27 protein-coding genes are annotated in these 20,352 nt (G+C 54.6%); 14 read left to right on the top strand and 13 right to left on the bottom strand.

Going from position 1 to position 20,352, the window contains the following annotated elements:
- Nucleotides 1-40: 40 nt before the first annotated feature.
- From FH039_RS06265 to FH039_RS06315, 11 genes are all read right to left on the bottom strand, one after another.
- On the bottom strand, nt 41-514 hold the full coding sequence (locus FH039_RS06265) for a DUF192 domain-containing protein (protein ID WP_139680620.1): 474 nt from the start codon (nt 512-514) through the stop codon (nt 41-43).
- A 48-nt stretch (nt 515-562) separates the two neighbouring features.
- Nucleotides 563-1,123: a 2-oxoacid:ferredoxin oxidoreductase subunit gamma gene (locus FH039_RS06270; protein WP_139680621.1), complete on the bottom strand. Its 561-nt coding sequence runs from the start codon at nt 1,121-1,123 to the stop codon at nt 563-565.
- A complete protein-coding gene (locus FH039_RS06275; RefSeq protein ID WP_139680622.1) occupies nt 1,120-1,965 on the bottom strand; it encodes a 2-oxoacid:ferredoxin oxidoreductase subunit beta in 846 nt (281 codons plus the stop codon). The genes FH039_RS06270 and FH039_RS06275 overlap by 4 nt, the downstream gene beginning before the upstream one ends.
- Nucleotides 1,966-3,114, bottom strand: a complete 1,149-nt coding sequence (locus FH039_RS06280; protein ID WP_139680623.1) for a 2-oxoacid:acceptor oxidoreductase subunit alpha — start codon at nt 3,112-3,114, stop codon at nt 1,966-1,968. It lies immediately after the preceding gene.
- A complete protein-coding gene (locus tag FH039_RS06285) occupies nt 3,111-3,623 on the bottom strand; it encodes a 2-oxoacid:ferredoxin oxidoreductase subunit gamma (protein ID WP_139680624.1) in 513 nt (170 codons plus the stop codon). The genes FH039_RS06280 and FH039_RS06285 overlap by 4 nt, the downstream gene beginning before the upstream one ends.
- A gap of 2 nt (nt 3,624-3,625) precedes the next feature.
- The gene (locus FH039_RS06290; RefSeq protein WP_139680625.1) at nt 3,626-4,003 is read right to left on the bottom strand and encodes a HEPN domain-containing protein; all 378 of its coding nucleotides are present in this window, start codon (nt 4,001-4,003) and stop codon (nt 3,626-3,628) included.
- Nucleotides 4,000-4,281, bottom strand: coding sequence for a nucleotidyltransferase domain-containing protein (locus FH039_RS06295; RefSeq protein ID WP_139680626.1), 282 nt, complete (start codon nt 4,279-4,281; stop codon nt 4,000-4,002). Before FH039_RS06295 ends, FH039_RS06290 begins: the two co-directional genes overlap by 4 nt.
- Before the next feature lie 5 nt (nt 4,282-4,286).
- Complete coding sequence (locus tag FH039_RS06300) at nt 4,287-5,138, bottom strand: 2-oxoacid:ferredoxin oxidoreductase subunit beta (RefSeq protein WP_139680627.1); 852 nt, start codon at nt 5,136-5,138, stop codon at nt 4,287-4,289.
- Entirely contained in the window at nt 5,138-6,328 is a 1,191-nt protein-coding gene (locus FH039_RS06305) for a 2-oxoacid:acceptor oxidoreductase subunit alpha (protein WP_139680628.1), read from the bottom strand. Before FH039_RS06305 ends, FH039_RS06300 begins: the two co-directional genes overlap by 1 nt.
- A 2-nt stretch (nt 6,329-6,330) precedes the next feature.
- Nucleotides 6,331-6,603 carry a 2-oxoglutarate ferredoxin oxidoreductase subunit delta gene (locus FH039_RS06310; RefSeq protein WP_139681699.1) on the bottom strand — a complete coding sequence of 91 codons (273 nt, stop codon included), beginning with the start codon at nt 6,601-6,603 and terminating at the stop codon, nt 6,331-6,333.
- Nucleotides 6,604-6,753: 150 nt separating this feature from the next.
- Nucleotides 6,754-7,728: an archaeosine biosynthesis radical SAM protein RaSEA gene (locus FH039_RS06315; protein ID WP_139680629.1), complete on the bottom strand. Its 975-nt coding sequence runs from the start codon at nt 7,726-7,728 to the stop codon at nt 6,754-6,756.
- Between the two features lie 90 nt (nt 7,729-7,818).
- On the opposite strand from FH039_RS06315, the gene FH039_RS06320 reads away from it, so the two are divergent.
- The 10 genes from FH039_RS06320 to FH039_RS06365 all read left to right on the top strand — a co-directional run bounded on the left by FH039_RS06320 (nt 7,819) and on the right by FH039_RS06365 (nt 13,882).
- Nucleotides 7,819-8,007 carry a hypothetical protein gene (locus tag FH039_RS06320; RefSeq protein ID WP_139680630.1) on the top strand — a complete coding sequence of 63 codons (189 nt, stop codon included), beginning with the start codon at nt 7,819-7,821 and terminating at the stop codon, nt 8,005-8,007.
- Nucleotides 7,988-8,455 (top strand): type II toxin-antitoxin system VapC family toxin, encoded by a 468-nt coding sequence (locus tag FH039_RS06325; RefSeq protein ID WP_168188380.1) that lies wholly within the window; start codon nt 7,988-7,990, stop codon nt 8,453-8,455. Before FH039_RS06320 ends, FH039_RS06325 begins: the two co-directional genes overlap by 20 nt.
- Complete coding sequence (gene surE / locus FH039_RS06330) at nt 8,452-9,228, top strand: 5'/3'-nucleotidase SurE (protein WP_139680631.1); 777 nt, start codon at nt 8,452-8,454, stop codon at nt 9,226-9,228. The genes FH039_RS06325 and surE overlap by 4 nt, the downstream gene beginning before the upstream one ends.
- Before the next feature lie 126 nt (nt 9,229-9,354).
- The gene (locus FH039_RS06335; protein WP_139680632.1) at nt 9,355-10,689 is read left to right on the top strand and encodes a hypothetical protein; all 1,335 of its coding nucleotides are present in this window, start codon (nt 9,355-9,357) and stop codon (nt 10,687-10,689) included.
- A 4-nt stretch (nt 10,690-10,693) separates the two neighbouring features.
- A complete protein-coding gene (locus FH039_RS06340; protein ID WP_139680633.1) occupies nt 10,694-11,164 on the top strand; it encodes a hypothetical protein in 471 nt (156 codons plus the stop codon).
- Nucleotides 11,165-11,215: 51 nt separating this feature from the next.
- Nucleotides 11,216-11,482 (top strand): hypothetical protein, encoded by a 267-nt coding sequence (locus tag FH039_RS06345; protein WP_139680634.1) that lies wholly within the window; start codon nt 11,216-11,218, stop codon nt 11,480-11,482.
- Nucleotides 11,457-11,930 (top strand): hypothetical protein, encoded by a 474-nt coding sequence (locus tag FH039_RS06350; RefSeq protein WP_139680635.1) that lies wholly within the window; start codon nt 11,457-11,459, stop codon nt 11,928-11,930. The genes FH039_RS06345 and FH039_RS06350 overlap by 26 nt, the downstream gene beginning before the upstream one ends.
- A gap of 581 nt (nt 11,931-12,511) precedes the next feature.
- Nucleotides 12,512-12,925, top strand: coding sequence for a hypothetical protein (locus FH039_RS06355; RefSeq protein ID WP_240703181.1), 414 nt, complete (start codon nt 12,512-12,514; stop codon nt 12,923-12,925).
- 27 nt (nt 12,926-12,952) lie between these two features.
- Nucleotides 12,953-13,414 (top strand): hypothetical protein, encoded by a 462-nt coding sequence (locus tag FH039_RS06360; protein ID WP_139680636.1) that lies wholly within the window; start codon nt 12,953-12,955, stop codon nt 13,412-13,414.
- Nucleotides 13,415-13,672: 258 nt separating this feature from the next.
- Nucleotides 13,673-13,882, top strand: coding sequence for a hypothetical protein (locus FH039_RS06365; protein WP_139680637.1), 210 nt, complete (start codon nt 13,673-13,675; stop codon nt 13,880-13,882).
- 1 nt (nt 13,883) lies between these two features.
- Here the strand turns inward: FH039_RS06365 and ftsY are convergent, their stop codons facing one another.
- Both ftsY and FH039_RS06375 read right to left on the bottom strand, forming a co-directional pair.
- Entirely contained in the window at nt 13,884-14,867 is a 984-nt protein-coding gene (gene ftsY / locus FH039_RS06370) for a signal recognition particle-docking protein FtsY (protein WP_139681701.1), read from the bottom strand.
- 163 nt (nt 14,868-15,030) lie between these two features.
- On the bottom strand, nt 15,031-15,480 hold the full coding sequence (locus FH039_RS06375) for a hypothetical protein (RefSeq protein WP_139681702.1): 450 nt from the start codon (nt 15,478-15,480) through the stop codon (nt 15,031-15,033).
- 122 nt (nt 15,481-15,602) lie between these two features.
- On the opposite strand from FH039_RS06375, the gene FH039_RS06380 reads away from it, so the two are divergent.
- From FH039_RS06380 to FH039_RS06395, 4 genes are read left to right on the top strand one after another with little or no spacing between them, the layout of a single operon-like run.
- Nucleotides 15,603-16,832: a BMP family lipoprotein gene (locus tag FH039_RS06380; RefSeq protein ID WP_139680638.1), complete on the top strand. Its 1,230-nt coding sequence runs from the start codon at nt 15,603-15,605 to the stop codon at nt 16,830-16,832.
- Nucleotides 16,833-16,874: 42 nt separating this feature from the next.
- A complete protein-coding gene (locus FH039_RS06385) occupies nt 16,875-18,413 on the top strand; it encodes an ABC transporter ATP-binding protein (protein WP_139680639.1) in 1,539 nt (512 codons plus the stop codon).
- Entirely contained in the window at nt 18,394-19,443 is a 1,050-nt protein-coding gene (locus FH039_RS06390) for an ABC transporter permease (protein WP_139680640.1), read from the top strand. Before FH039_RS06385 ends, FH039_RS06390 begins: the two co-directional genes overlap by 20 nt.
- On the top strand, nt 19,443-20,336 hold the full coding sequence (locus tag FH039_RS06395; protein WP_139680641.1) for an ABC transporter permease: 894 nt from the start codon (nt 19,443-19,445) through the stop codon (nt 20,334-20,336). Before FH039_RS06390 ends, FH039_RS06395 begins: the two co-directional genes overlap by 1 nt.
- Nucleotides 20,337-20,352: the final 16 nt, after the last annotated feature.

Consider the following 20,352-nt stretch of genomic DNA (forward strand, 5'->3'; position numbering starts at 1 on the left):
AGGCCCTGTATGTATGAAAAGAACCTTAAGTCCTCCAGTTCTACCGTGACTCTACCCTAACCTCACGCACGCTCTCCGTGAGCGCCATTCCATTTGTTCCCTTCTCGAAGGAGAGACCGTCGGGCAAAGATACCTTAACCGGCACGGCTTTTTTCTTCTCCTCGCTGGGGCTCCAGCTTATTAAATCGCCCTCCTCAACGTCGAGCGTTTTTATCAGCCCCACAGGCCCTTCAATTATATACTTGGCTGGCCCTTTCGGGGCGTAGAGCCGCCATCTCCGGGCGGTTTTGAAGTCCACCACCCGTCTCGCAGAATCAAGCCAGATGACGTCTATATCGCTGAGCATAAAGAACATATGAATCGACGCATTGGCCTTTGTTTCAGCAGGGAGGATAAAAACGAGGGCATAGTTGATGTTTTTAACCAGCATTAATCCCCTGAAGCGCTTAAAGAAGCTGTCCGCCAGCTTCACGGGCCCGTGCCACGTTCTCTCCTTGGTCTCGTTGATGAGCATGGTAAGAAATGGGAGCGTGAGTTGATAAGTTTTTGGGAAAGAAAGGAGCTAGAGATCTCCAGCCTTTGCCTTCTCCCCAAGCTCGAAGCCCCTGTGGAGCGCCCTGAGGTTTATCTCCTCGGTGCCCTTGGGGACCGCATCCAGAACGGCCTTCTCTATGGCATCCCTGCTCACGACGCCGGTCCAGGCCGTCAGGATCCCTAGGGTGAGGATGTTCATGGTGAGGCTCAGTCCGGTGGTTTCCTCGGCTATCTCCGTGAGCGGCAGCGAGACCACTTCAAGGTCCTTCTCGAACTCCCTATCGCGATGGGGAACGAGCTCCTCCTCGACTATTATGCGGGCACCCTTCCTGACGGTGTGGAGGTACTTGTTGTAGGCCTCCTGGGAGAAGAAGACTGCACAGTCGGGATTGAGGGTCTTGGGGTAGTCTATGGGCTCGTCGCTTATGACCACCTCCGCCTTGCTCGCTCCTCCCCTTGATTCCGGCCCATAGGCCTGTGTCTGAACGGCGTAGAGTCCCTCGTAGACTGCAGCAGCTCTCCCAAGAATGACGCTCGCTAAAATGACTCCCTGACCGCCGAAGCCGCTGAAGAGTATCTCCTTCCTCATTCTTCCCACCCCATCATCTTCTTGGCGCGCTTCTTGTAGGCCCCGTACTCCCTCACGAGACCCGGCCTGTCCCTGTCTGCGAACTCGCCGATGACTATCTTGCCCTCGAGCTCCTCCGGCGGCATCTTCTTCGCCTTCGCGAGCGGGACGGTTATCTTCTGGTACCAGCGGAGCAGTTCCGGAGCGGTCTTCATTCTGTTCCTCCTTCCGAAGCTTATCGGGCACGGAGAGAGGAACTCGACAAGCGTGAAGCCCTCCTTCTGGAGTGCCTTCTTGATGCTGTTGATTCCCTGGAGGTAGTTGAAGACGCTCCATCTCGCCACGTAGTTGGCTCCAGCCGAGACTGCCAGATCGGCTATGTCGAAGGGATTCTCGAACTGGCCGTAGGGAGCAGTAGTTCCGCGCAGGCCCTTAAGGGCCGTCGGCGCGACCTGGCCACCGGTCATTCCGTAGGTGAAGTTGTTGATGAGGATAACGGTTACGTCGAGGTTCCTCCTGATGGCGTGGATGAAGTGGTTTCCTCCTATGGCTGCGGCATCGCCATCGCCCATGAAGGCGATTATCTTGAGGTTCGGGTTGGCGAGCTTTATGCCTGTGGCGAAAGCCAGGGCCCTTCCGTGGGTCGTGTGCAGGCCGTCGAAGTTGACAAAGCCAGGAACGCGGGAGGAACAGCCGATTCCGCTGACCCAGACTATCTCGTCCGGGTTCAGCTTTAGGTCGTCTATCGCACGGAGCGTGTACTGTAAAGCTGAGCCAATTCCACAGCCCGGACAGAATATCGTCGGGAGCATGTCCTTTCTCAGGTACTTGTCGCGAATCTCGTAAGCGGATTTCAGGTACATTCAGCCCACCACCCTCTCGACTATCTCCATCGGAGTGTGAACCTCGCCGCCTATCTTTGCTATGAGCTCGACCTCCGCCTTTCCGTTGGCGCCCTCTTTGACGAGGTGGTAGAGCTGTCCGAGGTTCATCTCCGGGACGTATATCTTCCTCACGCGCTCGGCAAGCTCCTCGATCATGTCGAAGTCAAAGGGCCATATCGTGTTGAGCTTGAGGAGGCCTGCCTTAACGCCCCTCTCGCGGAGTATCTTAACGGCCCTCACAGCCGAGCGGGAGACTATGCCGGTGCTTACTATCGCCACCTCGGCGTCATCGAGCTCGAAGGCATCGTAGGAGATGATGTCCTCCCTGTTGCGCTCCAGCTTTTCGATTATTCTACGTATGAGCTTCTCGTGAACCTCCGCATCGACCGTCTTGGGCCTTCCCCTCTCGTCGTGGGTGAGGCCGGTGACGTAGGTTCTGTACCCCTTGCCGAATATCGGCATCGGCGGCACGCCGTCGCCGTGTATGTCCCCGAAGGGATACTTGGCCTCCTCCTCGTTGGCAGGAAGCTTGCGGTCGATTATCTCGACCTCCCCTGGTGTGGGGATGTAAACGCGCTCGCGCATGTGGGCTATCTCCGCGTCGGTGAGAAGAACGACCGGCGTCCTGTACTTCTCGGCCAGGTTGAAGGCCCTTATCGTCAGGTCGAAGGCCTCCTGGACGGTTGAGGGACTGAGGACTATGAGCGAGTGGTCGCCGTGGGTTCCCCAGATGGCCTGCATTATGTCGCCCTGGGCCGCGAGGGTCGGTTGACCCGTTGAAGGCCCACCGCGCTGGACGTCCACGACAACGACCGGGGTTTCAGTCATTATCGCGTAGCCTAGGTTTTCCTGCATGAGGCTGAATCCCGGGCCGCTCGTTGCCGTCATAGCCTTCGCTCCAGCCCAGGAGGCGCCTATTATCGCCGCCATGCTCGCCAGCTCGTCCTCCATCTGTATGCTCACACCGTCCACCAGCGGCATGTAAAGGGCCATGGCCTCGAATATCTCGCTCGCAGGTGTGATGGGATAGCCCGCGTAGAAGCGGCATCCCGCGAGGATCGCCGCCCTCGCTATCGCCTCGTCCCCCTGAATGAAATCGCTCTTACCGACCGGAAACGGGTATCTCATCTGCATCCCTCCTCGTAACCGACCCTGAAGGCTTTGATGTTTATATCCTCGGTCCCCTTGGGAACCCTCCTTCTTATGGCCTCCTCGACGTTTTCCTTCTTCACAATACCGGTTTTCGCCACGAGATAGCCGAGGGCGACCATGTTGACGGTGAGTGCCAGACCCGTGCTTTCCTCCGCCAGGCGCGTGAACGGGGCACCGATGTAGTCCCTATCGGGCTTGACCAAGTCCGTGTCTATGATCAGCAGCCCGTCTTCCTTAAGCTCGTCCTTTACTGTGTCGTAGCCTAGCTGGGCGAGGGCAACGAGAACGTCGGCCTTCGTCACGATTACATCGTAAATGGGCTCCTTTGAGATTATCACGTCGGATATTGAATGACCCCCCCTGCTCGCGGAGCTGTAGTCCTGGGTCTGGACGACGTTGAGGCCCTCTATCGCAGCCGCCTCTCCGAGTATGACACCGGCCAGGACAACGCCCTGGCCACCTATGCCTGCGAACCTAACCTGCATTTTCACACCCCCAAGTAGGATTTCGCAAACTCCAAGAACTCACGGGCGTATTCCAAAACTTCATGTGCTTCTTTTTCGGTGTACTCGATGAATGCGTCGTAGTCAGCCGTGTGTCTCATGTTCAGAGCCTTTGAATATCCTGTGTATAATCTCGGAGGCATCTCTCCAGTTTTAACGAATTCCTTGCCGAGCGCTGCATGGACTCCAGCGTGTCTCCTTGGAGTAATTCCCTTAGCCAGCAAAAGGGCCCTTGCACAGTAGAACATGGCGTAGTATGCACTGGAGATGGCAAGGCTATAGTACCCACTCTCAAAGAGCTCGCCCGTGGCATTTAGTCTTTCTTCAGCCTTCTTGATTAGCGCGTGTATTTCGTCGTTCATACTGCGATGCCCTCCGACTTGGCCGTTCTGTAGAGACTGTCCCTTTTTATGTGCGGCACTATCATGACCGAGACCCCAAGTTCAAGCGTCATATTTGCGCTGAGCTCTGCTATAATCTCCCAGTCCTCCGGTTTAACCTCATCTTTGAGGATTACGAGAATGTCCAGGTCGCTGTCCTCTTTAAAGTCTCCTCTGGCCCTTGAACCAAATATTATAACCTCCTCCACCCTGTCTCCAAAGGCGTCCCTGATTTTCTTTCCAACGCCCGCGAGCTCCATATTCCTCACTCCTTAAGGCCGAAGTGCTCCTGAACTTCGTCTATGAGCTTGTTAAGCTCTGTGATGAACTCGGGCCTCTCCCTGTTGACGAACTCGCCGATGACGAACTTGCCCTCGAGCTCCTCCGGGCTCATGTTTCTGGCCTTGCTAACCGGAACCGAGTTCTTGAGGAACCAGTGGAGCATCTCGGCCGGCTCCTTCATCCTGTTCCTCCTTCCGAACTGGACCGGGCACTGGGAGATGACCTCAACGAGCGAGAAGCCCTTAACCTGGAGGGCTTTCTTTATGCTCTCGATGAGCTGGTAGACGTGGGCGGTTGTCCAGCGGGCAACGTAGCTCGCTCCGGCGGCAGCAACAGTCTCAGAAATCTGGAGAGGGTGTTCTATGTTTCTGTACGGGCTGGTGGTGGTTTTGGCGCCGAAGGGCGTCGTTGGGGCCACCTGTCCGCCCGTCATTCCGTAGATGAAGTTGTTGACGAGGATTACGGTTATGTCTATGTTCCTTCTCGCGGCGTGGAGCAGGTGGTTGCCGCCTATGCTCGCCAGATCACCGTCACCGCTTATGACGACGACCTTCTTGTCCGGAAGGCCGACCTTAACGCCAGTGGCGAAGGCAATCGCCCTCCCGTGGGTCGTGTGGAGGGTATCGGCTAAAAAGTACGGTGAGGCTATCCATGCGGAGCAGCCTATACCGCTGACGACGACGAGATCCTTCGGGTCGAGTTTGAGGCTGTCTATCGCGTTCGCGAAGGCGTTGAGGACGGTTCCGCCGCCGCAGCCGGGACAGAGGGCCGTGGGTAAAGCCTCCTTGCGGAGGTACTTAACCATCGGATAGGTGGAGTATATCTTCTTCGCCATCAGGCAACACCCCTTATCTCGCGGAGGATTTCCTCAACGGTCAGAGGCACTCCGCCAATTTTGTTCACGCCCTTGAGGAGAACGTCGTCGTTGACGTAGCGCTCGACTTCGATTATCATCTGACCGAGGTTCATCTCGGCGACGAGTATTGTCCTAACGCGCTTTCCAAGCTCCCTCATTCTCTCCGCCGGGAACGGGTGGACGGTCTTCGGCACGAAGAGGCCGACATTTATTCCCTCTTCTCTCGCCCTGAGAACCGCCCCAAGGGCCGGACGAGCGCTAACGCCCCAGCTGACGACGAGTATCTCGGCATCGTCCGTGAAGTGCTCCTCGTACTTCTCGTAAACTTCGCGGTTCTTCTCGATCTTGCGGTGGATTCTCCTCACGAGCTTATCGTGGACCTCGGGGGTGTAAACATCTCTCAAACCGTTCTCCTTGTGGGTCGAACCGGTGACATGGGTGAAGTAGCCGTGGCCAAAGAGAGGCATCGGCGGAACGCCGTCCCCGTGGGGGTCGCCGAAGGGGAGCCTTGCCTCTTCTTCATTCTGTGGAAGCTTGCGGTAGGCAATTTCCACTTCCTCGATGTCCGGAATTTTTATCTGCTCCCTGGTGTGAGCTAAAACCCCATCGAAGAGCACCACAACTGGAGTTCTCAGCTTTTCGGCGATGTTAAAGGCCCTTATGGTCTCCCAGAAGGCGTCCTGCCCGCTCGTTGGAGAAACGGCAACGATTGGGTGGTCCCCGTGCGTTCCCCATCTCGCCTGGAAGAAGTCGCCCTGAGCTCCCTTCGTGGCCTGTCCGGTTGAGGGGCCGCTCCTCTGGACGTCGACAAGAACGAGCGGGGTTTCGGTCATCACGGCATAGCCTAGGTTCTCCTGCATGAGGCTGAATCCGGGTCCGGCAGTGGCGGTCATAACCTTAAACCCGGTCCATGAGGCGCCGACCATCGCGGCTATGCTCCCTATCTCGTCCTCCATCTGGAGGTAGTAGCCGCCGAGCTTCGGCAGTTCTCTTGCCATAGTCTCAGCTATCTCGCTGGATGGGGTTATCGGGTAACCCGCGTAGAAGCGGCACCCTGCGAAGAGAGCGCCATAGGCTACAGCCTCATTGCCCTGCATGAAGTAGTTGCCCGGTTTGTAGAGCTTTCTAATGAGCCTGAGCTGTTCAGGCTCGTCTCCACGAATAATCATGCTCACCACCTTACCGCGATGGCGAAGTCAGGGCAGAGCAGTTCACAGAGCTTGCACTTGACGCACTTCTCAGCATTAACCGGAACCGGATAGTGGACGCCCTTCTCGCTGAGCTCTTTGCTCCATTCAAACACTTTTCTCGGGCACATCTCGACGCAAATGCCACAGCCCTTGCACAGAAAAGTGTCCACGTCGATTTCAACGATTCCTTCCGCCTTGCCGGTAACGAGGTAGTCAGACCTCTCAACCACGGTTTTCCCTTCGACATCTGCCATAAGCATCACCCGCGATTTGCTAAGCCCTTTTACGTTTGTCAACATTTAAAGCTTTCGTGAGGGCTCATAAATGAGCATCAAAGAATCACGAGAGACGTTATAAGGCCGGCGAAAAGAAAGCATGAAAATTCTTTCAAAAGCGAAATAACTTCACCACGTCAGCAGTTGCCAGTCGAGGAGGCCGTTCTCAATTATGTACTCCCATCTCTCGCGGCACTCTGGCTTGAGGTTCTCGATGTGGCTCAAATCCTGCGTCGCCGAGAACTTCTTTATCGCCCTTCCTATGGTCCGGTCGTAGTCCGTGAGGCAGTTGTGCGGACCGCGCCTTGAGCCAGCCCCCACTGGGTCGCTCAGGATCCTCTTGTTCGGGAAGCGCTTCTTCGCCCAGATAAGGACCTCGACCGCGCTCCAGAGCCACGGCGGACGGTACTCCTTTTTCTCCCAGAGCCGTTCATAGAGCGTCCCCTTCTGGATGTCGGTGATGTTTATCGAGAAGGTGTCGGTGTATGGCTCGGCTTTTATTATGCTCTCCTTGGCGTCCTCTACCCCGTCGCGTTCGGAAAGGAAGATGGGCTTCAGCAGGAGGTAGGTCTTGACCTTGGCCCCGGCTTTGCGAGTTATCTCTGCAGCCTTAACGAAGTCTTCAAAGGTGTTGCCCTTGTTGATCGAGACATCGGCGATGTCGTCGTTTGCCGTCTCAAGGCCTATTGCCACCTCGAAGTGTTTATCGGGGACTATTTCGGCCAGCTCTTTAACCGCGTCGTAGCGGACCAGCTCACTCCTGCTCTCTATCACTATCTCCTTGACCTCGTCCAGAGCGGCCAGAATCTCGAAGATTCTCCTCCTCGTTTCGGGCTTAAGCTCCCCGTTGTCAAGGAACGAACCGGAGGTAAACATTCTAACCGCGAAGGGTCCCTTTTTGCCTTTGATTTTCTTAAGGGCTTCTCTAACGTAGTCCACTATCGCCTCCTGGCTCCACTTCACCTTCGGTGCGGCCGTTGGGTAGGCGCACATGTAGCAGGCCTGGTTGATCCTGAAGCGATAGCAACCTATCGTGGGCAGGATTATGAAGAGTGCCGTTCCGGGCTTTCCGGCGACGTTGTCCTCGCTCGTCCAGTATGTCATTCTCTCACCTAAGCCTCGCTGGAAGTTAGGGTTTTTAAAGGTGAGGGAAGGTTTAAATCGGTTCGGGTTAAGTTCTATTTCGGTGAGAAGATGGAGGAAGTTGAAAAGATAATCGCCCGCCACAAGAACGAGGATCCGATATGGCTTGATATTCAGCTGGCAATTCTACTGGGCAAGATCGACAAAAAAGAGGCCCTAAAAAGGGCCAAGGGAGTCATGAAAACCTCCAAATCCTGGCAGGAGCTGGAGGCGGAGATGTATGATGAGCTTGTTCCTTGACAGCAACGTCTTCGTCGAGTACATTAAAGGAAATCCAGATGCATCGACACTCCTATCTACGGTAATAGATGGCGAGTTTAGACTGTTCACAAACGAGACAGTTTACAACGAGGTTCTTTTCACATACCTGCGCTCAAATATTGGAGGCTACTGGATCCTCAAAAGGAATAGGGAGGATGTTAAGAAGACCGCAATGCTGTTTATTCATCAGGTTCTGCCCATTTTAAGTTCGACGAATTTCCTCGATACAACTCATGAGATTGCCCTCATGTCGATTAAATTTACCGCCGAATACGGCCTTCTTCCAAGCGACGCCCTAATCCTCGCAACCGCAAAGTACTACGGTCTTGACGGCATCGTCAGCCTTGACTCTGATCTCCTTCAAGTTGCACCCAAGGAGGGACTGCTCGCCATTTCAAAGGTTGATGACTTGAGGGAAGGAGAATGAGAATCCTCATCACGAACGATGACGGGATTTATTCCAGGGGCCTGAGGGCGGCTGTCGAAGCTGTGAAAGACCTCGGGGAGGTTTACGTGGTCGCGCCGCTCTTCCAGAGGAGTGCCAGCGGAAGGGCCATGACCCTTCACCGTCCCCTCAGGGCCAAGCTCGTTGACGTCCCCGGGGCGAAGATAGCCTACGGCATAGATGGAATGCCGACGGACTGCGTAATCTTTGCCCTCGCACGCTTTACCGATTTCGACCTCGCCATAAGCGGGATAAACCTCGGTGAGAACCTCAGCACTGAGATAACCGTTTCGGGAACAGCTTCAGCCGCTATAGAGGCAGCCACCAACGGCATTCCGAGCATAGCGATAAGCCTTGAAGTCAGCAGGGAGAAGTATAAGTTCGGCGAGGGGAGCGAGGTTGACTTCTCCATAGCCTCGCACTTCCTGAGGAAGGTTACGCGGGCCGTTCTAAGGGATGGTCTTCCCGAAGGCGTCGACATGCTCAACGTGAACGTTCCGGACGATGCGACGCCCGAGACTGAGATAGCCGCCACGAGACTTGCCCACAGGATGTACCGACCGACGGTCGAGGAGCGCATAGACCCCAAGGGCAACCCGTACTACTGGATAGTCGGCAGGAAATGCCGGGAGTTCGAGCCCGGAACTGACGCCTACGCCCTCAAGGTTGAAAGAAAGGTCAGCGTGACCCCAATAAACATAGATATGACCGCGCGGGTGGACTTTGAGAACCTATACAAACTTTTAATCCTTTAATACATCTTTACGTTTTATAGTATGCAATTGTATTCATTAAGTTTAGTTTGGGGAAGAGTAATGTGCCGACTTATTAACTTTTGTCCACACAAGATTTATTAAGTGTATTGGAGAATATATCCACTGGTGGTTCCCTTGAAGAAGTGGCGGACGATGGCATTTGCAGTCCTTTTTGCGGTTTTAGTTTTGAGTAGCCTCACTGGAGCTTTAAGCATGGTTCCCCCGAAGGGCCACACTGGTTCCGTCACGCCAGCTGAAGCCACGTCTGTCGCTCAGAGACACCTGCAGTGGGCATCTTCAAACCTGCCCGGATTTGAAGACTGGAAGAACGCAAAGCTTTCCCAGCCTGTGGTGTACTACTTCCCCAACGGAACCAAGAGCGCCTACGAGTTCACCGTGCTGGTGAACGGAAAGCCCAATGGATTCATACTCGTGGCGGCTCAGAGGTACATGCCCCCCGTTCTTGAGTTCAGCAAAGGCGAGGCACCCAGCAAAAGGCTGGGAAGAATCACTGCGACCAGAATAAAGGGCTTTTCAACGGAACGGCACAGGTTGCTCTATTACGGGGCGTTAAGCTATAGTGTGGAGCTAAAAAACGGAAAGGCCATGGACATCTACGGCAGACATATTCCTGTCCCAAAAACTGTAGGACTCTCATTCTCTCCAAAACGTGTAGCAGACGCATGGGGAGCCTTTGAGACTCCCTCAGCAAGTGAACCTATGGTTGAGATTCTCTCAGAAGACATTTATACCAAAATCATACCTAACGTTCCGGTGTGGACAGAGGACTCATACTTTGGAGACCCGGGAAATGGGTATATTAGCTATCCAAACAATGTCGGGCCAAGCGCTGACCCCTGGGACGCATGGGACGGGTGCACTCCAATTGCCGCGGCCCAGATTATAGCGTATTATGAGCACCCAGAAATCTATGAAAACGGTTATTACACTCAGGAATACAAGGAGTACATGACGTCTTTGGTTGATATCCTCCACTACACCATGGGAACGTTTGATAAGGAAGGCAATCCCGGACAGACTTACGTGTGTGGGAGACGGGGCCCTGATGCATGTGATGGCATTGAAGCATTTGCCAGCGAATATCAAAAACTGAAGAACGAAGGAATTGTTTCGTGGTCTCTCGTCCACAGTTACGATGCACAGCCAACATGCACATGGGGTTTGTGCTGGTTGCATGCATACATAAACGCGGATGATGTCATTGATGAAGTTAACGCCCACAGACCTGCCCTACTCCAGTTAGACAATGGTGGAATTGCAGTGGATAGACAAAAAGCATATGGAAACCATAGCGTGGTTATAGTTGGGTACGTTGGAAACAGCTACACCATCGACTACGTAGTGATCCATGATGGGTGGGACATGAGCGAGCATTATCTCGCGTGGGGCAACTGGGGCTCAGATACTCACCTCGTGAAGGTAATTCCTAAGAGGAGGTGAATTCATGAGACTTCGCTCGCTCCTCTATCTTTTCCTCTTCCCTGCATGGGAGTTCCTGCTCATGATCTTACTTTCCCCAGGATATTATGTTAAAGCATCCTGCCTTCAGATACATCCATATCCAATCTGCGGCTTTCACTTTAGCCCGTCGGCAACTTTCGTCCTCCTCGTGACGGCACCGTTCTTAATCTCAATTATCCTCGGTCTCTGGAAGAAATGGGACGAACTCGTAGCATTTGGAGTTCCTTCCTTTGTCGTTGTTTTAGTAACGATTATCCTCCTGTATCTCTTCGAAAAGTCATGGATTTCCTTTTTCGTGCCCGTAATAGTCTCGGTGGTCCTGTATAGCCTCCCATGTATAAGACTGGACGGCCCTATAAAAAGAGCGGAAAGGCTGGTATGGATAGCCACGTCACTCATAGTCTCGTTTATCCTCTGCATTATGGTGTGGAATGGCATATCAATAATGGTATAGAAGAATTTTATAACAAAGGATGTCGTATTTACTGCAGATGGAGGGGGCTTAATGAGGAAATTCCACATTGTCTTCCTGTTGTTGGTTGTCACATTGGCGTTGATTGCCGCGAAAGTCTCTCAACATCCAGAAAAAAGCCAGTGCTTCTCAACGGTGCCTGTGAACGTCAGCGATGTTAAGCCTCCCATCGTCAGCGGGCCGGGGTTCCCGCCGAGCTACAAGTTCGGGGGAATAACATTGGATGAGGTTGTAAACGGAAGCCCCCGACACGTGCTCCCCGGGTTTTTTGGCTTTGAAAACGGCGTCGTGGCCCCTTGAAAAGCCCGCCTGCTACTTTAAATCCCTGGAAGGCGTTTCCGAGAACTGGACTGGGATTATAGCACCCGGCCTGAACGTTGAAGGAGTTGAGCTCTCCGGAACCCTCCACATGGCCGTTTACTTGTATCCGTTGGAGGAAACGGCAATAATATCCAAGGTGAATTACGGGGAAACGCCGGAGAAGTCAAAGATAACCGAAGCATTTCGGCTCAAGTATAAGGAACCCCCCAGTGAGATCGTGGACGCCTACATTTCCAAGCTTAAGGACTCGGGCTATACCGCCGTCAGGGAGCTTTCCGGAGGTCTTTTCAAGGGTTGGATTTTCAGGAAGGGAAATAATTACCTGCTCGTGCTTAAGGTTAGAGACCAGGGCAACCTGTACCTGCTCCTCGCCAGAGGTAATGAGAGGGACATCAAAAAACTCGCTGACTCAATTTCCCTTATGTGAGGTGATGTGGTGGTGAGGCTCAGAGGGCCCCCTCCTCCACATTTTTGTCCTCGTCTCAGCAACGGCGTGGGAGCTTGTACTTGCCTATAATAGTCGGGCCATCAGTGAGTATTATGTTGAGAAAGGCACAATTTTTTTTGAGAACTGGACAGGTGGGACAGGGGGACCCTGCATTTCTTGGAGCAAATACTCCCCCTCATTAGAGTTTGTTCTCCTAGTCCTACTCCCTACACTCGTCCTGATTATCTTATACCTTTGGTTTAAGGAGCCCGCCCTAAAGAAATCGGCACTCTCAATAGGGTTGCCTGTTTTGTCAGTGATTGTTATCTATTTTAAAACTACAGGACCGGGTGTTTTATTGGTTCTGATTGTTGTCTCGGCTGCGGTTGGTGGAGTAGTTGGGAAAGACAAGTGGGAAAAAGTGCTACTCAGTATTGCGGGCTTTCTACCAAGCCTTATAATAGGTATGATAATAGCGGCTGAACTCACAGCCGTATGGTGTTAATAAGGGGTGAGTGAACCCATGAAACTCAGCCCTCTCCTTTACCCTTTCTTCTTTCCAGCATTGGGAGTTCCTGCTGATGGTTTTACTTCCACGGGAGTACTACGTCGGGGTTTCCTGCCTTCAGAGGCATCCGTATCCAATATACACTTTTCACTTCAGCCCATCACCAGCGTTCATTCTCCTCGTGATAGCGCCGTTTATAGTCTCAATTGCTCTTGGCCTTTGGAAAAAATGGAGTGAGTTCATAACGTTTGGAACTTTTTCGCTCGCCGTTGTCGTAGTAACGCTTCTGCTCCTTTACCTCTTCGAAAAGTCTTGGATTCCCGTTGCCAGCCCCATAGTTACATCGGCAGTATTGTATGGCCCCTTCTGTGGGAAGATGAAGTGCCCAACAAGGGAAGAAAAACTAGTGTGGGTAGCGACGTCGCTCATGACCTCGTTCATCCTCTGCATTATGGTGTGGGCGGACATCGGGAGCAGTATAAACTGAAAATCCAGCCAGTATGGGGGTGAGCCTGTGAAACTCAGAGAACTTCACATTTTTGTCCTTGCCTCAGCAATGGCGTGGGAGCTTTTCCTCGCATACAACGCACCCCAGCTGGACGACTACTACATCAAAGGCGGAATGATTCATCTGAGCAGTGGAGTCATCAAATGCTGGAGGGAGTACTCACCATCATTAACTTTTGTTATTCTCGTTCTCCTCCCCGCTCTCGTCTTGCTCGCCCTGTATCTCCTCTTCAAGAAAGCCACCCTAAAGAAATCGGGTCTCGCGATTGGAGTGCCCGTTCTGTTGGTGGTTCTCGTCTCCCTCATAAACCCCGATAGTTCTCTCTTGGCCCTGCCCGTCATCTCCGTCGGCGTTGGTGCTGTGCTCGGGGAAGGAAAAGGGGAGAAGGCGTTGCTCGCTATCGAGGGCTTTTTGCCGGGTTTTGTTGTGCTTACGATAATACTCGGCGGGCTTGCGGTCAGTTGCTGATGGAAGGGGAAGCACCATGAGACGAGTCATGCCATTCCTGCTCCCCATCGTCGAGTTCGCACTTGCCTTTGCCGTCCCGCGAGAGGACTACGTGAAGGCCCTCTGCTGGTCGAGAAGCCCTCCCGCCTGTTCCTTCGAGTTCTCTCCCTCCCCGGTCTTCTTCTTAGCCGTTGCGCTTCCTTCGTCCTTCTCACGGTTCTCTCGCTCTGGAGAACCTGGAGGGAAACCGCCATTCTCTCGGGCTCCGCTGGAGTCGCCGTGCTCATCGGTACCGCGCTCTTAACCTTCCAAGAAGAAACTGCTCTGCTGGCCGTTCTAATCCTCTCGCCCCTTCTCCAGTGGGTGTTTGCAAAAGTTGCGGGGGCTCAAATCGAAAAGAAGGGAGGAGCTCTCCGGACGGTCCCAGCCGTCCTGAGCTTCATCGCCGTCTCGATTGTGGTGCGCATGGGTCTAGCAGTGAGTATATGATTCACCCCTCTCCAAAAATCCTCTCCACAAACCACTTCTCGTCGAAGGGCCTTAGGTCGTCGTAGCCCTGACCAACGCCGACGAAGAGTATCGGCGCTCCAATCGCGTGGCTTATGCTCAGAGCCGCACCGCCGCGGGCGTCAGCATCGAGCTTGGTGAGGATTACGCCGTCTATCTTAACCGCCTCGTTGAACTGCTTCGCCTGCTCTACTACTGAGTTGCCGGCAAGGCTGTCGCCGACGAATATCACCAGGTCCGGCTTGGTTACGCGCGCTATCTTCTTCATCTCGTCCATGAGGTTTCTGTTCAGCTCGTTCCTCCCGGCGGTGTCTATGAGGACGACATCCAATCCCCTGGCCTTTGCATGCTGGATCGCGTCGTAGGCAACCGCAGCTGGATCTGCTCCGTAGGAGTGCTTGATGACCTTGACGCCGACGCGCCTTGCGTGCTCCTCGACCTGCTCTATCGCTCCAGCCCTGAAGGTGTCGCTCGCGGCTATGACGACGCCGAGACCGTTCTTCCTGAGCCAGTGGGCGAGCTTGGCTATGGTGGTCGTCTTTCCGGAGCCGTTGAAGCCCACGAAGGCTATGACGAAGGGTTTCTCCTCCTTGGACTTGATGAGCTCGATGAGGTCTATCTTCTTCTCGGGGGTTAGAATCTCCAGTATCGCCTCCCTGAGGCCGTCCTCAATGAGCTTGCCTTTGTTGGTTCCGATGCGAACTTTCTTCCCAACGAGATTCTCATTGATTTTCTCCCTCAGGGCTTCCACGGTTTCGAGGGCAACGTCCGCCTCCAAAAGTTCAATTTCCAGCTCGTCCAGTGCCTCTTCAACGTCCTTCTCCTTTATCTCAACCTGGAGGAGCTTTTCAATGAACCCCTTTTTTTCCTCTGGAGTCCCCTTTTCAAGGGTCTTCTCTTCCTCCTCTATCTTCTCTTCAACGGTCTTTGTGAACTTCTTGAGCTTTTCCCGGAGTTTTCCGAACATCTTCACCACCTGATGAGCGAGCGACTTAAGCCTATATAATTATTATGATAATTATTATGAAGTGCCCTCGGCGATAGCTGGTGTCATCACACCTCAGACCCGAAGCCACTCGTCATCGGGCGGGGGTGTCTCATCCCCGGAGTTTATAAACCGCACGCGCCATTCAGTACCTCCTGACGTAGGTTTTGCTCTCGACTATTCGCCCGTCCTCCAGACGCATCACATCGACCCTTTCGAACCCGACGGTTTCCCTCTTGTATGCGATTAGATAGTCAATGAAGTCCTTGATTCTGTAGCGCGTTATCGAATCCTTCACGTACTTGTGTTCGTACAGCAGGATGAGCTTGTCCATGTGCTCTCCCAGCCACTTCTGGAGCCTTTCTCTCTCGGCCTTTGAGCGCGAGAGGGGATTGATTATCAGGTACACATCGAAGTCGTCACTCTCAAACGGTGGGCCGATGTAGACGTCACCGTTCACCTGGAATGGAAGGTATTCAGCAAGCACGCGCCTGCCGTCCTTGCTCCAGGCATTGATGTATATTTTCGCAAGCCTCTTCCCGTCTCCAGTTATTAAAACGGCTCCCGAGTTCAGTTCGGCTATTTTCTTCAGCATGGTCATCACAAAAAACTTTTACCGGGTGGTTAAAATCCTTTCTCAAATTTTCGGTTTTTCTGTAACCGCAAACTATATATTCCGTCTGGAGTTATACCTTTGAAAACTCGTGGGGTGTTAGCATGAAGAAATGGTTAAGTCTGTTTTTAATAGGCCTCATGGCCCTCAGTGTCGTGGCCAGCGGCTGTATATCCCCCGGTGGGGAGGAGTCCACCAAAGGCGCCATCGCCATCGTCTATGATGTCGGCGGGAGGGGTGACCTGAGCTTCAACGACATGGCCTACCTCGGTGCCAGCAAAGCGGCGAAGGACTTCAACCTCGACCTCGTTGAGCTCCAGAGCAACAGCGAGGACGACTACGTTAAGAACCTCGAGACCCTTGCCGCCCAGAAGAAGTACCTCGTTATCATAGCCGTGGGCTTCATGATGACCGACGCCGTTAAGCAGGTCGCGGATGAGTATCCCGACCAGAAGTTCGCCATCATCGATGGTTACATCCCTGACAAAGACAACGTCATGAGCATCCTCTTCAAGGAGAACGAGGGATCGGCCCTTGCCGGTGCACTCGCTGGCCTCATAGCGGCCAACGACGGCAAGGACAAGGTCGGCATCGTTCTCGGAATGGAGATACCCGTTCTCTACAAGTTTGAGGCCGGCTACCGCTTCGGTGTTAAGTGGGCCGAGGACTACTACAAGCAGAAGGAGGGCAAGGACGTTACCGTGGACGTTATCTACCAGTACACCGGAAGCTTCGGCGACGCCGCCAAGGGTAAGGCGGCGGCGAGGGCCCAGCTCGCCCAGGGCGCCTGGGTTATCTACCAGGTCGCCGGCGGAACCGGACTCGGCGTCTTTGATGCGGTTGGAGAGGTCCTTGACTCCCAGGGCAAGAAGATGGGTCCGCCCTTCGCCATCGGTGTTGACTCGGCCCAGGACTGGATCAAGCCGGGCGTCATAATAGCCAGCATGATGAAGCGCGTTGATGTCGGTGTCTACACCGCCGTCAAAGACGCCGTCGAAGGCAACTTCAAGGGTGGCATAGTCGAGCTTGGCCTTAAGGAGGACGGTGTTGGCCTCAGCACCGTTGACGACGTTATGGCCATGTTTGACTCCCTGCCCGAGGACACCCAGCAGCAGAAGCTCAAGGATCTCGGCTTCAACAGCAGGGACGAGCTGAGGCAGTACCTCGAGGACACCAGGAAGCAGGTTCCCGACTGGATCTGGGACGCCGTCAAGGAGCTTCAGGGCAAGATCACCACCGGCGTGATCAAGGTTCCGGCTCCCATGGATCAGGACGGAATTGGGGCAGTTAGGAACGCCAAGACCTGGCAGGAAATGATGGAACTCGCCAAGTGACCCTTTAATTTTCTTTTCTCTACTTTCAAAGGGGGTGCGGCAATGGAGAGAACACCAATAATCGAGATGAAGGGAATCGTCAAGGTGTATCCGGACGGCACGAAGGCCCTCAAAGGTGTTGATCTTACGGTCAATAAAGGCGAGATTTTGGGTCTCCTCGGTGAGAACGGTGCCGGAAAGACCACCCTCATGAAGATCCTCTTCGGGATGCTCCATCCCACGTCGGGTAAAATTCTCATCCGGGGCGAAGAGGTTCGCTTTAAGAGCCCCTCCGATGCCATCGCCCACGGCATCGGTATGGTTCACCAGCACTTCACGCTCGTTGAAGTTTTCGATGCCCTCCACAACATAATACTCGGAATGGAGGGCCACGGGGCGTTTTCTAAGATAGACGTTTATAGGGCAAGGGAAAGGCTCCAGAGTCTCATGGACGACCTGAACTTCCAGGTGCCCCTCGAAATCCCCGTCGAGGACCTCCCCGTTGGTGTTCAGCAGAGAATAGAGATCCTCAAGATGCTCTACCGCGACGTTGATGTCCTCATCCTCGATGAGCCCACGGCGGTTCTCACGCCCATAGAGGTTGAGGAGCTTTTCCGTGTCCTGAGGCAGCTCAAGGCGGAGGGCAAGACCATCATCTTCATCAGCCACAAGCTCAACGAGGTCATGGACCTCACCGACCGCGTCACAGTTATCCGAAAGGGCGAGGTCATCGGAACTGTCAACACGAGCGAGGCAACGCCCCAGCTCCTTGCCAAGATGATGGTTGGCAGGGACGTTGTCCTGAAGATAGAGAAGCCTCCAAAGGAGGCAGGGGAGCCGATTCTCCGCGTCGAGAACCTCAAGGTGATGGGTGACCGTGGCGAGATTGCTGTCAACGGCCTCTCGTTCGAGGTCCGCGCCGGCGAGATATTTGGAATAGCGGGCGTCGAGGGCAACGGCCAGACCGAGCTGATTGAGGCGATTTCCGGTCTCCGAAAGGTGGAGAGCGGTAGAATATACCTTCAGGGCAAGGACATCACGGGCAGGGGGCCAAGGGAGCTCTACGACCTCGGAATGGCACACATACCCGAGGACAGGACTCACATGGGCCTCATACTGGACATGACCGTCACGGAGAACTCCGTCCTCGGCCTCCACTGGCATCCCAGGTTCCAGCGCTTTAAGGGCGTTATAAACTGGAGCAAGGCCAGAGAACACGCCAGGTCGCTCATAGAGCAGTTCGATATCTCCGCCCCGGGTACTGAGGCACCGGTTAAGTCCCTCAGCGGTGGAAACCAGCAGAAGCTCATCGTTGCGAGGGAGGTCAGCAAGGAGCCCATATTCATCATAGCGGCCCAGCCGACGCGCGGTGTCGATGTCGCCTCGACGGAGTACATAAGGAACTACCTCGTCAAGCTCAGAAACGAGGGTAAAGCGGTCCTTCTGGTCTCGGCCGATCTGGACGAGGTTCTTCAGCTCAGCGACAGGATGGGAATAATCTACGAGGGCGAGTTCATGGGCGTTGTGAAGCCCGAGGAAGTGAACACGGAAGAGATAGGAATGATGATGGGAGGTATCCGCTATGAAGAAATCAGGAAGTGAGTCCCTGAAGTCAATAAACCTCCGTCCCTTCGTCGAGAGCCTCATAGCCATACTCGTGGGTTTCATCATCGGGGCGCTAGTCCTCCTGGCCTTCGGCTACAACCCGTGGTCCGCTTACTACTGGCTCTTCCAGGGCGCCCTTGGGTCCACGTACGGAATAGCGTCCACGCTCAAGTACGCCACCCCGATAATGCTCACTGCGCTCACGTTTGCAATCGGCACGAGGACCGGAATCTTCAACATCGGTGCGGAGGGCTCCTTCTACTTCGGCGCCATAGCGGCTGTGATATTCACCAACGTCTGGGACAACATGCTCTTTGGCCTCGCCATGGGCATGCTCCTCGGAGCACTCTGGGCCCTCCCGGCGGCGGTGCTCAAGGTCTACCGGGGTGTGCATGAGGTCATATCCACGATAATGCTCAACTGGATCGGCTGGTTCTTCGTGCTCTGGCTCATAGTCGGCCCCTACGCCAACCCCAGCGACCCCAACAAGACCATCAGGATACCCGTTGATGCAAGGCTTCCCATCATCGGCTACGGACTTTCGATAGCCATAGTCATCGCGGTAGTTGCCGCGGTGCTCACCTACTTCCTGCTCTGGCACACCACGATGGGCTTCGGCATGCGCGCCAGTGGAATAAACCAGAAAGCCGCACGCTACGCGGGGATGAATCCAAAGATGGCGGTCATGTGGTCTTTCCTCATCGGCGGTCTCCTCAGCGGCCTCGGCGGTGCCATGAAGATCATGGGAGAGGGACCCAGCTACGCCATCAGCCAGGGCGGTGCGAACATCTACGGCTTCGGTTTCGACGGAATAGGCGTTGCCCTCGTCGGCAGGAACCACCCGGTCGGCATAATCCTATCGGCGATATTCTTTGGAATGCTCCGCGCTGGAACCGCCCTGATGCAGGCCCAGGCCCACGTCCCGCTGGAGATCATCAAGGTCATACAGGGAATCATCGTCATAACCGTCGCCATCCCGAGCCTGTACGACCTGGTTAAGAAAGCAATCCACAGGGGGGCTGCCTGATGGACGTTGGATCCGTGCTCTCCATCCTGATAACCTCCCTAATGGCCATGGTGCCCATAGTGCTCACGAGCGTTGGCGCCGCGTGGAGCGAGAGGGCCGGAGTTGTCAGCATCGGCTACGAGGGTGTTCTGCTCATGAGCGCCTTCTTCGGTGCAATATTCGCCGAACTCACCAGCAACGCAGTGGTGGGACTGCTCGGCGGCATTTTCGTTGGAATACTCCTTGGAATGCTGCACGGTGTCCTCACCGTCTACCTCAAGGGAGACCACGTTATCCCCGGTATAGGCATCAACCTGCTCGCCATGGGTGTCGTCCCCTTCGGTATCCTCGCCTACTGGGGAACCGCCGGCCAGCACCAGCTTCCACACGACGCCCAGATGTGGCACTTAAAGACACCCTACGGTGAGCTCAGTCCGATGGTTCCCGTGACCATCATCATCGCGCTGGTCACCTGGTGGGTGCTCTTCAAGACCCCGCTCGGACTCCGCGTGCGCTCCGTCGGTGAGAACCCGGAGGCAGCCGATGCCCTGGGTATAAACGTCGAGAAGTACAGGTTCTGGTCAACGGTCTACGGACACGCCCTGGCCGGCCTCGGCGGAGCGTTCATGAGCGTGGACTGGCTCGGCCTCGTGCACAAGACCATGTCCGGAGGCAGGGGTTTCATAGCCCTCGCCAACATGGTCTTCAGCGGCTGGAACCCGCTCGTCTCCCTCATCGGCGGCTGGCTCTTCGGATTCTTCGACGCCCTTGCCGCATGGCTCGCCCCGAAGCACATAATCCCCGGGCAGTTCATCCTGATGCTGCCCTACATAATGACCCTCATCATCGTGGCGGGCATCATCGGCAAGGCCAGGCCGCCGAAGTGGGACGGAAGGCCCTACAAGAGGGAGTGACCCATCTCTTTTCTCT

The organism is Thermococcus indicus (genome assembly GCF_006274605.1).
In the GTDB taxonomy this organism is placed as follows: Archaea; Methanobacteriota_B; Thermococci; order Thermococcales; family Thermococcaceae; genus Thermococcus; species Thermococcus indicus.

Excerpts from the sequence above, each read along its gene's own strand:
- FH039_RS06265 (WP_139680620.1), bottom strand. The coding sequence starts at position 514 with ATGCTCATCAACGAGACCAAGGAGAGAACGTGGCACGGGCCCGTGAAG.
- FH039_RS06270 (WP_139680621.1), bottom strand. The coding sequence starts at position 1,123 with ATGAGGAAGGAGATACTCTTCAGCGGCTTCGGCGGTCAGGGAGTCATT.
- FH039_RS06275 (WP_139680622.1), bottom strand. The coding sequence starts at position 1,965 with ATGTACCTGAAATCCGCTTACGAGATTCGCGACAAGTACCTGAGAAAG.
- FH039_RS06280 (WP_139680623.1), bottom strand. The coding sequence starts at position 3,114 with ATGAGATACCCGTTTCCGGTCGGTAAGAGCGATTTCATTCAGGGGGAC.
- FH039_RS06285 (WP_139680624.1), bottom strand. The coding sequence starts at position 3,623 with ATGCAGGTTAGGTTCGCAGGCATAGGTGGCCAGGGCGTTGTCCTGGCC.
- FH039_RS06290 (WP_139680625.1), bottom strand. The coding sequence starts at position 4,003 with ATGAACGACGAAATACACGCGCTAATCAAGAAGGCTGAAGAAAGACTA.
- FH039_RS06295 (WP_139680626.1), bottom strand. The coding sequence starts at position 4,281 with ATGGAGCTCGCGGGCGTTGGAAAGAAAATCAGGGACGCCTTTGGAGAC.
- FH039_RS06300 (WP_139680627.1), bottom strand. The coding sequence starts at position 5,138 with ATGGCGAAGAAGATATACTCCACCTATCCGATGGTTAAGTACCTCCGC.
- FH039_RS06305 (WP_139680628.1), bottom strand. The coding sequence starts at position 6,328 with ATGATTATTCGTGGAGACGAGCCTGAACAGCTCAGGCTCATTAGAAAG.
- FH039_RS06310 (WP_139681699.1), bottom strand. The coding sequence starts at position 6,603 with ATGGCAGATGTCGAAGGGAAAACCGTGGTTGAGAGGTCTGACTACCTC.
- FH039_RS06315 (WP_139680629.1), bottom strand. The coding sequence starts at position 7,728 with ATGACATACTGGACGAGCGAGGACAACGTCGCCGGAAAGCCCGGAACG.
- FH039_RS06320 (WP_139680630.1), top strand. The coding sequence starts at position 7,819 with ATGGAGGAAGTTGAAAAGATAATCGCCCGCCACAAGAACGAGGATCCG.
- FH039_RS06325 (WP_168188380.1), top strand. The coding sequence starts at position 7,988 with ATGATGAGCTTGTTCCTTGACAGCAACGTCTTCGTCGAGTACATTAAA.
- surE (WP_139680631.1), top strand. The coding sequence starts at position 8,452 with ATGAGAATCCTCATCACGAACGATGACGGGATTTATTCCAGGGGCCTG.
- FH039_RS06340 (WP_139680633.1), top strand. The coding sequence starts at position 10,694 with ATGAGACTTCGCTCGCTCCTCTATCTTTTCCTCTTCCCTGCATGGGAG.
- FH039_RS06345 (WP_139680634.1), top strand. The coding sequence starts at position 11,216 with ATGAGGAAATTCCACATTGTCTTCCTGTTGTTGGTTGTCACATTGGCG.
- FH039_RS06355 (WP_240703181.1), top strand. The coding sequence starts at position 12,512 with ATGGTTTTACTTCCACGGGAGTACTACGTCGGGGTTTCCTGCCTTCAG.
- ftsY (WP_139681701.1), bottom strand. The coding sequence starts at position 14,867 with ATGTTCGGAAAACTCCGGGAAAAGCTCAAGAAGTTCACAAAGACCGTT.
- FH039_RS06375 (WP_139681702.1), bottom strand. The coding sequence starts at position 15,480 with ATGCTGAAGAAAATAGCCGAACTGAACTCGGGAGCCGTTTTAATAACT.
- FH039_RS06380 (WP_139680638.1), top strand. The coding sequence starts at position 15,603 with ATGAAGAAATGGTTAAGTCTGTTTTTAATAGGCCTCATGGCCCTCAGT.
- FH039_RS06385 (WP_139680639.1), top strand. The coding sequence starts at position 16,875 with ATGGAGAGAACACCAATAATCGAGATGAAGGGAATCGTCAAGGTGTAT.
- FH039_RS06390 (WP_139680640.1), top strand. The coding sequence starts at position 18,394 with ATGAAGAAATCAGGAAGTGAGTCCCTGAAGTCAATAAACCTCCGTCCC.
- FH039_RS06395 (WP_139680641.1), top strand. The coding sequence starts at position 19,443 with ATGGACGTTGGATCCGTGCTCTCCATCCTGATAACCTCCCTAATGGCC.